At 64.7% G+C, this 12,544-nt stretch carries 14 protein-coding genes; 8 read left to right on the top strand and 6 right to left on the bottom strand.

The genetic code is table 11. The annotated features are described in order from the left end of the window. Positions 1–7: 7 nt before the first annotated feature. The 8 genes from ACVDHE_RS08100 (at position 8) to tsaA (ending at position 5,984) form a co-directional block, all read left to right on the top strand. Positions 8–1,129, top strand: coding sequence for an iron ABC transporter substrate-binding protein (locus ACVDHE_RS08100; RefSeq protein ID WP_458884267.1), 1,122 nt, complete (start codon positions 8–10; stop codon positions 1,127–1,129). Continuing rightward, positions 1,119–2,192: a FecCD family ABC transporter permease gene (locus ACVDHE_RS08095; RefSeq protein WP_458884266.1), complete on the top strand. Its 1,074-nt coding sequence runs from the start codon at positions 1,119–1,121 to the stop codon at positions 2,190–2,192. Before ACVDHE_RS08100 ends, ACVDHE_RS08095 begins: the two co-directional genes overlap by 11 nt. Continuing rightward, positions 2,186–2,953: an ABC transporter ATP-binding protein gene (locus ACVDHE_RS08090; RefSeq protein ID WP_213037544.1), complete on the top strand. Its 768-nt coding sequence runs from the start codon at positions 2,186–2,188 to the stop codon at positions 2,951–2,953. Before ACVDHE_RS08095 ends, ACVDHE_RS08090 begins: the two co-directional genes overlap by 7 nt. A 125-nt stretch (positions 2,954–3,078) precedes the next feature. Continuing rightward, positions 3,079–3,591, top strand: a complete 513-nt coding sequence (locus ACVDHE_RS08085) for an RNA polymerase sigma factor (protein WP_418725365.1) — start codon at positions 3,079–3,081, stop codon at positions 3,589–3,591. Then, complete coding sequence (locus ACVDHE_RS08080; protein ID WP_325225229.1) at positions 3,578–4,048, top strand: hypothetical protein; 471 nt, start codon at positions 3,578–3,580, stop codon at positions 4,046–4,048. Before ACVDHE_RS08085 ends, ACVDHE_RS08080 begins: the two co-directional genes overlap by 14 nt. Further along, positions 4,045–4,692, top strand: a complete 648-nt coding sequence (locus ACVDHE_RS08075) for a hypothetical protein (RefSeq protein ID WP_458884265.1) — start codon at positions 4,045–4,047, stop codon at positions 4,690–4,692. The genes ACVDHE_RS08080 and ACVDHE_RS08075 overlap by 4 nt, the downstream gene beginning before the upstream one ends. Beyond that, entirely contained in the window at positions 4,679–5,017 is a 339-nt protein-coding gene (locus ACVDHE_RS08070) for a hypothetical protein (protein WP_458884264.1), read from the top strand. Before ACVDHE_RS08075 ends, ACVDHE_RS08070 begins: the two co-directional genes overlap by 14 nt. A 271-nt stretch (positions 5,018–5,288) precedes the next feature. After that, positions 5,289–5,984, top strand: a complete 696-nt coding sequence (tsaA, locus tag ACVDHE_RS08065; RefSeq protein ID WP_325225221.1) for a tRNA (N6-threonylcarbamoyladenosine(37)-N6)-methyltransferase TrmO — start codon at positions 5,289–5,291, stop codon at positions 5,982–5,984. 63 nt (positions 5,985–6,047) lie between these two features. Here the strand turns inward: tsaA and ACVDHE_RS08060 are convergent, their stop codons facing one another. The 6 genes from ACVDHE_RS08060 to ACVDHE_RS08035 all read right to left on the bottom strand — a co-directional run bounded on the left by ACVDHE_RS08060 (position 6,048) and on the right by ACVDHE_RS08035 (position 12,434). After that, entirely contained in the window at positions 6,048–7,430 is a 1,383-nt protein-coding gene (locus tag ACVDHE_RS08060) for a TRAP transporter large permease (RefSeq protein ID WP_458884263.1), read from the bottom strand. Further along, a complete protein-coding gene (locus ACVDHE_RS08055) occupies positions 7,427–7,975 on the bottom strand; it encodes a TRAP transporter small permease subunit (protein WP_213037539.1) in 549 nt (182 codons plus the stop codon). Before ACVDHE_RS08055 ends, ACVDHE_RS08060 begins: the two co-directional genes overlap by 4 nt. Positions 7,976–8,017: 42 nt before the next feature. Then, positions 8,018–9,148, bottom strand: a complete 1,131-nt coding sequence (locus ACVDHE_RS08050) for a TRAP transporter substrate-binding protein (protein ID WP_213037538.1) — start codon at positions 9,146–9,148, stop codon at positions 8,018–8,020. Between the two features lie 198 nt (positions 9,149–9,346). Next, the gene (gene acrA, locus ACVDHE_RS08045; RefSeq protein ID WP_213038281.1) at positions 9,347–10,456 is read right to left on the bottom strand and encodes an acryloyl-CoA reductase electron transfer subunit beta; all 1,110 of its coding nucleotides are present in this window, start codon (positions 10,454–10,456) and stop codon (positions 9,347–9,349) included. Positions 10,457–10,475: 19 nt separating this feature from the next. After that, complete coding sequence (gene acrB / locus ACVDHE_RS08040; protein ID WP_213037536.1) at positions 10,476–11,276, bottom strand: acryloyl-CoA reductase electron transfer subunit gamma; 801 nt, start codon at positions 11,274–11,276, stop codon at positions 10,476–10,478. Positions 11,277–11,294: 18 nt separating this feature from the next. Then, positions 11,295–12,434, bottom strand: coding sequence for an acyl-CoA dehydrogenase (locus ACVDHE_RS08035; protein ID WP_213037535.1), 1,140 nt, complete (start codon positions 12,432–12,434; stop codon positions 11,295–11,297). Positions 12,435–12,544 lie beyond the last annotated feature (110 nt).

The raw sequence follows: 12,544 nt of genomic DNA, 5'->3' as shown, positions 1-12,544 counted from the left end.
AACCTGCATGAGACGACTGTTTTCTCTGCTTTTGACCCTGCTGGCCCTGGCGGGCCTCACCGCCTGCGGCGGCGGGGCTGGCGGCGGTGATGATCCCGCCGCGGATACCGCTGTCCGCACCGTGACGGACAGCTACGGCCGGACCGTGGAGATCCCGGAGACCGTGGAGACGGTGGTGTGCACCGGCTCCGGCGCGCTGCGGATGGTGTGCTACCTCCAGTGCACCGACCGCCTCACAGGTGTGGAGGACACCGACAAAACCTACGGGACCTCCCCCCTCCGGGACTACGCCTATGTCTACCACGACCTGCTGGCGGGCCTGCCCTCCATCGGCAAGGGCGGCGGCACCGCCAACACCGCCTATGTGGAGGAGCTCATCGCCCTCCAGCCGGACGTGATCCTCTCCGGCTACACCCAGGAGGCCCTGGAGGATCTCCAGGCCGCCACCGGTATCCCCTGCGTGTCCGTCCGGGCCCAGAGCATCCACTTCATCGACGAGAGCTTCTACACCGCCATGACCGTGGCCGCCCAGGTGCTGGGGGCCCGGGAGCGGTGTGAGGCGGTTTTGGATTACATCGACGGCTGCAAGGCGGATCTGGCCGCCCGGACGGCGGACATTCCGGAATCGGACAAGCCCGCCTGCTACGCCGGGGCCGTCACCTTCTCCGGGGCCCACGGCTTCACCGGCACCTACTCCCGCTTCGGCCCCTTCCTGGCCATCGGCGCCCGGAACGTGGCCGACGAGGCGGGCCGGGAGGGCTACTACGACGCCGACCCGGAGAAGCTCCTCACCTGGGACCCGGACGTGATCTTTCTGGACCCGGGCAGCCTGGAGCTGGTCAACGGGGAATACGACGCCAACCCCGGCTTCTTCGACGCTCTGACGGCGGTGCGGCAGGGACAGGTCTACGCCTGCGTGTCCTACAACAACTACTCCACCAACGTGGGCTATGCCCTGGCCGACGCCTACTACGCCGGGTCCGTCCTGTATCCGGAGCGGTTTGCCGACGTGGATATGGCGGAAACGACCGACGAGATCCTGGAATTCCTGCTGGGCCGGGGCTACTATGCCGAGATGGCGGCGGAGGGCCTGGGCTTTGGTCCCCTGGTGATCGGCCATGGGACGTGAGCGGACCATGCCGGCGGCATACGGCCGCCTCCTCCGGCGCAGATGGCTGACCCTGGCGGTCCTGGCGCTGCTGGTGGGGGCTCTGGTCCTGGTCTCCCTGACCACCGGTTCCTCCGCCCTGACGGCGGGCGATCTGCTGGAGGCCCTGCTGGGCCGGGGCACCGACCAGACCCGGGCCATCCTCTTCCGGGTGCGGCTGCCCCGGACGGCGGCGGCCGCCGTGGTGGGCGCCGCCCTGGCCCTGTCCGGCTGCGTGATGCAGTGCGTGCTCCGCAATCCCCTGGCCTCTGCCTCCACACTGGGGGTATCTCAGGGGGCGGCCTTCGGTGCGGCGGCGGCCATCATCGGCCTGGACGCCGGGGTCCAGAACGCCGCCAACGCTGCTTCCGCCGTCACCATCTCCTCCCCCGCCGCCGTGACGGTGTGCGCCTTTTTAGGCGGTATGGCCACCACGGTATTCGTGCTGGCACTGTCCCGGCTGCGGGGCGCCGCGCCCTCCTCCATGATCCTGGCGGGGGTGGCATTGAGCTCCCTGTTCACCGGCGGCACCACCCTGCTGCAATACTTTGCCGACGACGTCCAGGTAGCCACGGTGGTCTACTGGACCTTCGGGGACCTGGGCCGGCCCGGCTGGAGCGAGATCGGCCTCATCGCCGCCTGCACGGCGGCGGCCCTGCTCTTTTTCCTGTGGAACCGCTGGAACTACAACGCCCTCTCCGGCGGCGGAGACACCGCACGAAGCCTGGGCGTCAACGTGGGCGTCCTGACCTGCGCCAGCATGGCGCTGTGTACCCTCATCGCCGCCGTCAGCGTGGCCTTCGTGGGGGTGGTCAGCTTTGTGGGGCTGGTGGCGCCCCACATGCTGCGCCGCTTCACCGGCGCCGACCACCGTTTTCTGATCCCCGCCTCCGCCCTGGGCGGCGCGGCGCTGCTGCTGCTGGGCGATCTGGCGGCCAGGGAACTGCTGTCTCCGGCGGTGCTGCCCATCGGGGCCATCACCTCCTTTTTGGGGGCGCCTATGTTTCTCTATCTGCTGTTTCGAAGGAGGGACCGCCTGTGCTGAATGTGGAATGTCTCTCCTTCTCCTATCCCTGCGGGCGGGAGATCCTGCGGGACATCTCCTTTTCCGTGGAACCGGGCTCCTTTCTGGCGGTCCTGGGCAACAACGGTGCCGGAAAGTCCACCCTGCTCAAATGCCTGGGCGGCATCCTGCGCCCCAGAGCCGGGCGGGCAATGCTGGACGGTACGGACCTCACGGCCCTCTCCCCCGGCGCGCTGGCCCGGCAGGCGGCCTTCGTGGCCCAGGAGAACACCGCCGCGGCGCTGACGGTTTACGATACGGTGCTGCTGGGCCGCAAGCCCTATCTGCGCTGGGGCGTTTCCGGTGAGGACCGGCGGGCAGTGGAGGCCGTCCTGCGCCGCCTGGACCTGGAGACGCTGGCGGACCGGGAGCTTGACCGGCTCTCCGGCGGCGAGCGGCAGAAGGTGCTGCTGGGCCGGGCCCTGGCCCAGCGGCCGAAGCTCCTGCTGCTGGACGAGCCCACCAGCAATCTGGACCTGCGCAACCAGTACGAGGTGCTGGATCTGGTGCGCCGGATCTGCCGGGAGGAACGGCTCACCGCCGTGGCGGTGCTCCACGACCTCACCCAGGCGCTGCGCTTCTGCGACCGCTTTTTGCTGCTCCGGGGCGGCGCCGTCCACGCCGCCGGGGACGCCTCCGTGGTGACGCCGGAGGCCCTGGCCGCGGTCTACGGAGTGGAGGCCGCCGTGACCCATGCCGCCGGAGAGCCGGCGGTGGTGGTCCGGGGCATCCGCCGGAACTGAGCGCTCTCTCCCCTGCCGGAGCCTGGCCGGGGAGAGAATTTTCATTTTTTTGAAGAAATCCGGGACGCTGTCTCGTATGATAAACGACGGAGCAAGAGAGGAGGCGGCGGCGCGGCGTGGCAGTCATGACAAGTGAGAGCTTTTCCCAGCTGGTACGGCAGTACGAGCGGCTGGTGTACACCATCTGCTTCCAGCTGGTCCGGGACGGCGCCGCGGCAGAGGATCTGACCCAGGAGACCTTCCTCTCCGCCTATCTTCACCGGGACACCATCCCTGCCGGCTACGAACGGCAGTGGCTGGGGCGGGTGGCGGCCAACAAGGCCAAGGACCACCTGCAAAGCGCCTGGAGCCGCCGCACGGTGCTGCCGGGGGAGGAGGAGCTTCCCCCGGGCCTGTCTCCCCCAGCGGAGGAGATCGCCCTGAGCCGGGCCTCCGCCGGAGAGATCGCGGATCTGGTGACGGCCCTGCGGGAGCCCTACCGCTCCGTGTGCAGGCTGTGCCTGCTGAAGGAGCGGACGCCGGAGGAGGCGGCCCTGGCCCTGGGCCGGCCGGTGAAAACCATTCATACACAGCTCTCCCGGGGCAAACGGCTGCTGCGGGAGGAATTGGAAAGGAGGCGGCGGAATGGAGATCTTTGACAGGCACGGACACCTGACGGATCAGGCCCTGGAGGCACTGACCGGCGGAGCCCCGCTGGACGAACTCCACCGGCTGGAGATCGCAGAGCACCTGGCCTTCTGCGACCGGTGCCTCCAGCGCTATACGGAGCGTCTGACCGATGAGACGCTGCTGGCTCCCACCCCGGCCTGCCGGGAGGGCCTGGGCCGCCGCATCCGGCGGAGGGTGATCCGGCTGGTCACCAGCCGTTACGCCACAGCGGCCGCCGCCGTGGCCCTGGCGCTGACGCTGCTGTGGGGCGGCATAAGCCCGGAGCGGCAGGACCGGCCCCGCCCCCTGGCGGAGGCGGGTACCGCCATGACGGAGTGGGCCGCCGCCTGGCCCCAAAATTTTCAGGACGCCTTTTCCGGCCTGGCCGGATGGTTCGACTCGCTCGGCGGTGAGCCGGGCACCACACAAGGAGGAACCCACCCATGAAACAACCACACGGATTTTTGCTCTTTCTCACCTCTTGCCTGTGCGGCTGCGGCCAGATGTACCAGGGGTACATGAAGCGAGGCCTCTCTCTGCTGCTGGGCGTTTTTACCCTGATCGCCGCGGCGGGCTTTCTGAGGCTGGGACCCCTGGCCTTCTTCGCGCCGGTGATCTGGCTGTATGCCTTCTTTGACAGCTACAACCTCCGCCGCCAGATCGACCAGGGCACCGCATCGGAGGACGCCTACCTCTTCGGCCTGTCGGATATGGATGCCCGTCAGATGACCGCCCTGCTGCAAAAGCGCCACAGCGTCATCGGCTGGGCACTGGTGATCGTGGGCATGTATCTGCTCTACGACACGCTGATCCGCCGTCTGGGCGGGATCCTCTGGGACTGGCTGTACTACTTCCTGTGCTACGACCTGCCCCGGGTGGTGATGACGGTGCTGGTGATCGCGCTGGGCCTGTGGTTCATCCGGGGCCCCAAGGTCCGGGCCGTGCCGGAGGACGACATCCCGCCCTTCACCCCGCCGGTCTCCGGGGGAGCAGAGCCGGAGGACAGCCCGGAGCCGGAGGCGGCGGAGCCTTTGGAAACGGAACAATCTGCGGAGTCGGAGAACGAGGAGGATATCCATGGAGAACCGTGAGCAGACACCGATGCGTCCTTCCCGGCGGGTGGGCACCTTCACCTTCGGCGTGACCCTGGTGGTTTTCGGCCTTTGGATGCTGGCCTCCCTCCTCCTGCCGGAGGCGGACCTGCTGTGGCTTTTGAAGCTAAGCCCCCTGGTGCTGGTGCTGCTGGGCGCAGAGGTGCTGCTGGCGGCCCGGAACAGCAGCGCGGTCAAATACGACTGGGTGGGGATGCTGCTATGCACCGTGATCGTCCTCACTGCCCTGTCGCTGTTCGCCGCCGCCTGGTGGGTGATGCATATGCCGGAGAGCGTGTTGGGCGCCGCGGCCTGGACCATGTGATCCGCCGCGGAGATCCGCGGGTCTGTCCCGAAAGCCCTCTGCTCCGGGCAGAGGGCACCGGCCCGGCAGCAGTTGGGTTCGGAGGCGGCCCTGCGTCTCCTTCCCGCTTTCATCTCCCGCCGGCAGGCGATGCTGAGAGCCCGACTCCCGTGGGGAGTCGGGCTCTTTTTCGAAGGGCCGGCCTTTGCACCTCCGGTTTTTTTGGTTTTCTTTTTCCGCCCGGTCCGGTATAATGGGAACAATCTACATACCACACAAGGGAGGCCCTCTCATGGCGGATACCTTTTCCATGCGGCCCATTGCCCGCATCCACAGCGAATTCGGCTCCAAGTTCGGCGTGCCCCGGCAGAGCGGTCTGGTGGAGGCCCTCTCCGCCACCGTGGTCTTTGAGCCGGAGTTCCGCAATCCCGACGCCCTGCGGGGCCTGGAGGGCTTTTCCCACATCTGGCTGATCTGGGCCTTTGACCAGTCCCTCCGGCAGGGCTGGTCCCCCACCGTACGGCCGCCGCGGCTGGGCGGCAACGCCAGAATGGGCGTGTTCGCCACCCGCTCCCCCTTCCGGCCCAATCCCATCGGCCTTTCCTGCGTGGCGCTGGAGGCCGTGGAGCCCACGGCCCATGACGGCACGGTGCTGCGCGTCCGGGGTGCGGACCTGATGGACGGGACCCCCATTCTGGACATCAAGCCCTACCTCCCCTACGGGGACTGCCGTCCGGAGGCCACCGGCGGCTTTGCCAGCGCCCCGGCGGCGCCGACGCTGACGGTGGACATCCCGCCCCATCTGCTGGAGCTGGTTCCGCCGGAGCGGCGGGAGGCCCTGACCGGTGTACTGGCCCTGGACCCCCGGCCCCACTACCAGGACGACCCGGAGCGGGTCTATGGCTTCGTGTTCGCCGGGCTGGAGGTCCGCTTCTCTGTGGCGGGCGACCGCCTGACGGTGCGAGAGATCGGTCCCGCGGCCCCTTAAACCCATCAGAAAAAACGGCCGTCCCATACGGGACGGCCGTTTTGCTTGTTCTCCGCAGAGCACTCAGGCAGCCAGCAGGCCGGGCAGCCAGGTGACCACAGGCGGGAAGACCGCGCACAGGGCGGTCACAATGCAGATGATGATGATAAAGGGAATGACGCCCTTGTAGACCTCCTGGATCTTGATGTTGTCCGGCAGGATGCCCTTGACATAGAACAGAGCGAAGCCGAAGGGCGGGGTCATGAAGCAGGTCTGCAGCAGCGTGGCGCTGACGGCCACCAGCCACAGGCGGTCGAAGCCGAACTGATCCATGATGGGCAGGAAGATGGGGAACACGATCATGACGATGCCCAGCCAGTCGATGAACATGCCCAGGATGAACATGATGATCATCATGATGGCAAAGGCGCCCCACTTGCCGATGCCCATGCCCAGCACCCAGTTGGAGATGATCTGGTCGCCGTCCAGAGACATGAACACGCCGGTGAAGGCGGCCGCGCCGAAGAGGATGATGAACACCATGGCGGTGGTCTTGGCGGTATCCATCAGGGACTCATAGAGCATCTTCCAGCTGAACTGCTTGTAGCAGATGGCCAGGATCAGGGCGAAGAAGGCGCCCACACCGGCAGCCTCCGTGGGGGTGGCAATGCCGCCGAAGATGGAGCCCAGCACGGCGATGATCAGCAGCAGCGGGGGGACCAGGTTCACCAGGGAGCCGGTGATGCGCTTCCGCAGGGGCATCTCCGCCAGCTCCTCAGCGCTCATGGCCGGGCCCCAGTCGGGGTGGATATGGCAGACCACCATCAGATAGATGATGTAGCACAGAGACAGGCACAGGCCGGGAACGATGGCGGCAAAGAAGATCTTGCCGACGGAGACCTCCGCGTAGGAGCCCATGGACACCAGCATGATGGAGGGCGGGATCAGAATGCCCAGAGAGCCGCCGGCGCACACCATGCCGCAGGCCAGAGAGGGCTTATAGCCGCTGCGCAGCAGCACGGGCAGGGACAGCATGCCCATGGTGACCACGGAGGCGCCCACGATACCGGTGGTGGCGGCGAACACAGTGGAAACCAGGATCACGGCCAGGCCCAGACCGCCCTTCAGGGGGCCCAGCAGGTAACGGATGGACTCGAACAGGCCGTCCGCCACCTTGGAGTAGGTCAGGAAATTGGCCATCAGCACGAACATGGGGATAGCCACCATGGAGTAGCTTTGCATCTGGTCATAGATCTTGGTCATGGCGATGGTGACGCCGGGATCACCCCAGGCCAGCCAGCCAACCAGCACGCCAACGCCGCCCAGAACGAAGGCCAGCTCCTGGCCCAGGACCAGGCCCACCAGCATCAAACCGAACAGCAGCGCGATCATGACAACGGCCAGGTCGCTGGCCACGATTCCGGAGGAGGCTACAAGCCCCTGTAAATAATCCATCAAAGCAGTCATTTCTGCGCCTCCTTCCCATCCTTGGGCAGTTTCTTAGCGGTGACATCCTCGATAATGCCGCGCACCTGCTTGAGGATCTCGGAAACAGACTGGACAGCCAGCAGCAGCAGGCCGAAGAACAGGCAGAACTTCACAGGCCAGGTAGGCGCGGCCCACACAGAGTAGGTCTGCTCGCCGGTGGTATAGGCCTTCAGGAAGAAGTTCCAGCTCACGGGCAGCATGGACACCACGAAGGGTACCAGGAAGATCAGATAGGTGACCGTGTGGAGGATGTGCTGGGCCAGCATGGGCAGCTGGGCAAACAGCACGTCCACCGCCACGAAGGCCTTCTTCTGAAAGCCGTAGGCGCAGATCAGGATGATATAGCTGGCAAACAGCATAACGATCAGATCCTGGGTCCAGATCTGGGGGCTGTTGAAGATGCGCCGCAGCACGACCTCACACAAAATGACGCCCAGAATGCCCAGAACCAGCAGGGAAAACACCTTGCCAAGGATGTCGTTCACCTTGTCGATGACCCCGCAGATAGCATCGATTACTTTCATTTTTACACCTCTCTCAAGATTTTCTCTTTTTCAAGAGGCGCTTTACGCTTCGCGGTTGAAGCCGAAGCCGTAGTCACCGGTCCAGTCGCGATAGTTGTCGGCGGTCGCGCGATACGCCTGCATGGAATCATAGACCATCTTGAAATTGGGGTTGATCTCGCACTCCTCCAGATAGGTCTCCAGGCAGGTCTGACGGATCAGCTCCATGTCCTCGTCGGACAGGTGGGTGACGGTGATGCCCTGCTCGTCGATCATCTGGTTGGTGACGGTCATGTCGTTGTAGATGTAGCGGGACAGCTGCTCGCCGCAGCACAGGCGGGCCGCGGTCTCAAAGGCCACCTGATACTCCTCGGGCAGCTTGTTCCAGGCGTCCAGGTTGACCATGACGCCGTTGACGCCGGCGGACTGATACCAGGCGGGAGCGCACCAGTAGGGAGCGACCTCCTGCAGCTTCAGGGAGTCGTCTGCCTTGGGGCCGGAGAACTCGCCGCCGTCGATCACGCCGCGCTGCAGGGACTCATACAGCTCGGAAGCGGCCACAGTGGTGATGTTGATGCCCAGCTTCTGAGCCGCCTTGCCGGCCATGACGCCGCCCAGACGGATCTTCATGTGCTGCATATCCTCAATGGAGGTAATGGGCTTCACGGAGCGGATGCCGGACTCAGAGGGGTTGGTGACCAGGGGGAAGTACTCCATGTTGTACTGGCCGTACATCTCCTTGTAGCACTCCATACCGCCGGCCTCATAGATCCAGGTGTAGTAATCCAGCGCGGTGAAGTCGTCCATGATGGTGGACAGCAGCTCGAAAGCGGTGTCCTTGCCGGACCAGTAGCCGCCCCAGTCGCCGCCGCACTCGATGGTGCCCTGGCTGACATAGTCGAACAGCTGGCTGGCGGAGCACAGCTCGCCGTCGGCGTAGTTGGTGACCGTGAAGCGGCCGCCGGTCAGCTGGCTGAGGATCTCGCTGAACCGCTGATCCACGGTGAAGTGGACGTTGCCGGCGCCCCAGGTGGAACCCATCTTCCAGGTGACCACCGGCAGGTCGCTGTTGCCGCCGGAGACGGCGTTGGCGTTGGCCTGGTCCATGACCCCGCTGTCAGCGGTTCCGCAGCCGCTTAACAGGCCCAGGGACATTGCGGCCGCCATCAGCAGCGCAAAAATTTTCTTCTTCATGTGTTTCTTTCTCCCTTCCAAAATAGCTTGCTGTTTATCAATCAGGCAAACCCGGTCCATCAGACAAAATTTGCCGTGATTTTTTTAACAAGTCAGCCCGCAACGGAGGTCCGGCGTTTCTTCTGGAAACGCCGGACCTCCGGCTGTTGTTTTTCGCTCAGCTCTGCGTTGCAGAGCAGCGGATTTCCCGGCAGTACCTTACTTGGCAGCCTTGGCGGCCTTGATGGCCTCGATCAGCATGGGAGTGACCTTGAACAGGTCGCCGCAGATGCCGTAGTCGGCGATCTCGAAGATGGGAGCGGTGTCGTTCTTGTTCACCGCGATGATGCACTCGGAGTCCTGCATGCCGGCCTTGTGCTGGATGGCGCCGGAAATGCCCAGAGCGATGTACACCTTCGGATGCACGGTCTTGCCGGTCTGGCCCACCTGATGGTCGGCGGACAGCCAGCCGGAGTCGATGGTGGCACGGGAGCCGCCAACGACGCCGCCCAGCACCTCAGCCAGCTCCTCAGCCAGCTTGATGCCGCCCTCGACATCCTTGCTGATGCCGCGGCCAACGGACACGATGTAGTCGGCGCCGATCAGGTCCACCAGCTTCTTGGCGGCCTTGACCACCTCGGTGACCTCGGTGTGGATGTCGGCCTCGGTCAGGGAGAAGGCGGGCTTGACGATCTCGCAGGCGTCGGCCTTGGCCTGATCGAAGGGGTTCTTCTTCATGACGCCCGGACGCACCGTCGCCATGCAGGGACGGAAGCGGGGGCAGATGATGGTGGCCATCAGGTGACCGCCGAAAGCGGGACGGGTCATCTTCAGGTTCCGGTCCTCCATGTCCCACTTGGTGTTGTCCACGTCCAGAGTGGAGGACTCACGCAGGAACTGGATGTAGTTGGCCACATCCACGTCCAGGTGGGTGCAGTCAGCGCACAGGCCGGTGTGCAGACGGGCGGCGCACCGGGGGCCCAGGTCACGGCCGATGTTGGTGGCGCCGATCAGGAAGGCCTCGGGCTTCATCTCCTCGATGACGTCGCAGATGACCTTGGCATAGGCGTCGGTGTTGTACACGGCCAGCAGCGGGCTCTCGCACACGATCACCTTGTCGGCGCCGTAGCCGCCCAGCTCCTTGGCAACGCTCTCGATCCCCTCGCCGCCCAGCAGCAGGCCGCACAGGTTCACGCCCAGCTCGTTGGCCAGGTCGCGGCCCTTGGAGATCAGCTCGAAATCGGTGGGCATCAGCTTGCCCTCGCGCTGCTCACAGAACACCCATACGTCCTTGAAAGCAGCGATATCCGCGCTATTGAAGTTAGACATAGTCGTATGTTCCCCTTTCTCAGATGATGTGCTTGTCGGCCAGAATACCGGCCAGCTTCTCGCAGGTCTCCTTGCCGTTGCCCTCCAGCATCATGCCGACGCCCTTGGCAGGCGGGGTGAAGCTCTTGAAGATGTTGGTGGGAGAGCCCTTGAGGCCGATGGTGGTGGCGTCGATCAGGGGATGATCCTTCAGCTTCTCATAGTCAAAGGTCTCCAGAGGCTTGTTGTAGGTGGCATAGATGCCGCCGATGCTCATGTAACGGGGCTGGTTGAGCTCCTTGATGCAGGTGATGAGGCAGGGGGTCTGGACCTTGATGGTCATGTAGCCGTCCTCCAGCATGCGCTTGACGGTGACGGTGTCGCCGTCCTTGGTGATGTCGGCGGCATAGGTCACCTGGGGCAGGTGCAGCTTCTCGGCGATCTGGGGACCGACCTGAGCGGTGTCGCCGTCGATGGCCTGCCGGCCGCACATGACGATATCGTCCTTCTCCACGCCGATGGTAGAGATGGCGGCGGCCAGGATCTGGGAGGTGGCGTAGGTATCGGAGCCGCCGAACTCGCGGGCGGACACCAGAACGCCCTCGTCGGCGCCCATGGCCATCAGCTCACGCAGCATGCCGGCTGCCGGCGGGGGACCCATGGTGATAACGATGACCTTGCAGCCGGTGGCGTCCTTCAGCTTCAGGGCAGCCTCCACGGCGTTCATGTCGTCGGGGTTGGTGATGGTCTGCATGGATGCACGGTTCAGGGTGCCGTCGGGATTGACAGCCACCTTGCCGGAGGTATCGGGTACCTGCTTGACGCAAACAATGATCTTCATAGTCGTTTCTTCCTCCTCTTACAGACCCATGTTGGCGGAGATGACGATGCGCTGGACCTCGGAGGTGCCCTCGTAGATCTCGGTGATCTTGGCGTCGCGCATCATGCGCTCCATGGGATAGTCCTTGGTATAGCCGTAGCCGCCGAACATCTGCAGCGCCTTGGTGGTGGTCTTCATGGCGTGCTCAGAGGTGAACAGCTTGGCCATGGCGGCCTCCTTGGTGTAGCGCTTGCCCTCGCCCTTGAGGATGGCGGCCTGATAGGTCAGCAGGCGGCCGGCCTCGCAGCCCAGCTCCATGTCGGCGAAGGTGAACTGGGTGTTCTGGAACTTGCTGATGGGCTTGCCGAACTGGACGCGGCCCTTGGTGTAGTTCTTGGCCTCCTCCAGGGCGCCCTCGGCGATGCCCAGGCCCTGGGCAGCGATGCCGATACGGCCGCCGTCGAGGGTCTGCATGGCGATGTTGAAGCCCTTGCCTTCCTTGCCCAGCAGGTTCTCCTTGGGAACGATGCAGTCGGTGAACACGATCTCAGCGGTGGGAGAGCCGTGCAGGCCCATCTTCACCTCGTGCTTGCCCACGGAGAAGCCGGGGAAGCTGCTCTCCACGATGAAGGCGGAGATGCCCTTGGTGCCCTTGGTCTTGTCGGTCATGGCGAACACCACGAACACGTCGGCCACATAGCCGTTGGTGATGAAGATCTTGGAGCCGTTCATCACATAGTGGTCGCCCTCCAGCTTGGCCTCGGTCTGGCCCTTGGAGGCGTCGGAACCGGCGTTGGGCTCGGTCAGGCAGAAGGCGCCGACCTTGTGGCCGGTGGTCAGCATGGGCAGGTACTTGGCCTTCTGCTCCTCGGTGCCGTGGGTCAGGATGGGATCGCAGCACAGGCCATTGTGGGTGGCGACGATGTCGCCGGTGGAGGCGCAGGCCTTGGACAGCTCCTCGATGCAGATGGCGCTGGCCAGAGGATCGGCGCCGGCGCCGCCGTACTCCTTGGGCACGCACATGCCCATGACGCCCAGGTCGAACAGCTTCTCGATGTTCTCCCGGGGGTACTCACTGTTGAGGTCGGTCTCGGCGGCGATGGGCTTGACTTCATTCTCGGTGAAGTCCGCCATCATCTTCCGGATCAGCTGGTGCTCACGGCTCAGATTGAAATCCATGATGTTGTCTCCTTATATCAAATTTTGGTCGCGCAATATTGAAGGGGGCCCCCTCCGTTCCGGGCAGGCTCTGCCTGTCCGGAACACCACTGCCCGCGCCATTGGGCGCG

Source organism: Dysosmobacter sp. Phy (genome assembly GCF_054476235.1).
Note: the sequence above shows the minus strand (reverse complement) of the source record. Positions and strands in the feature narration are given on the sequence as shown.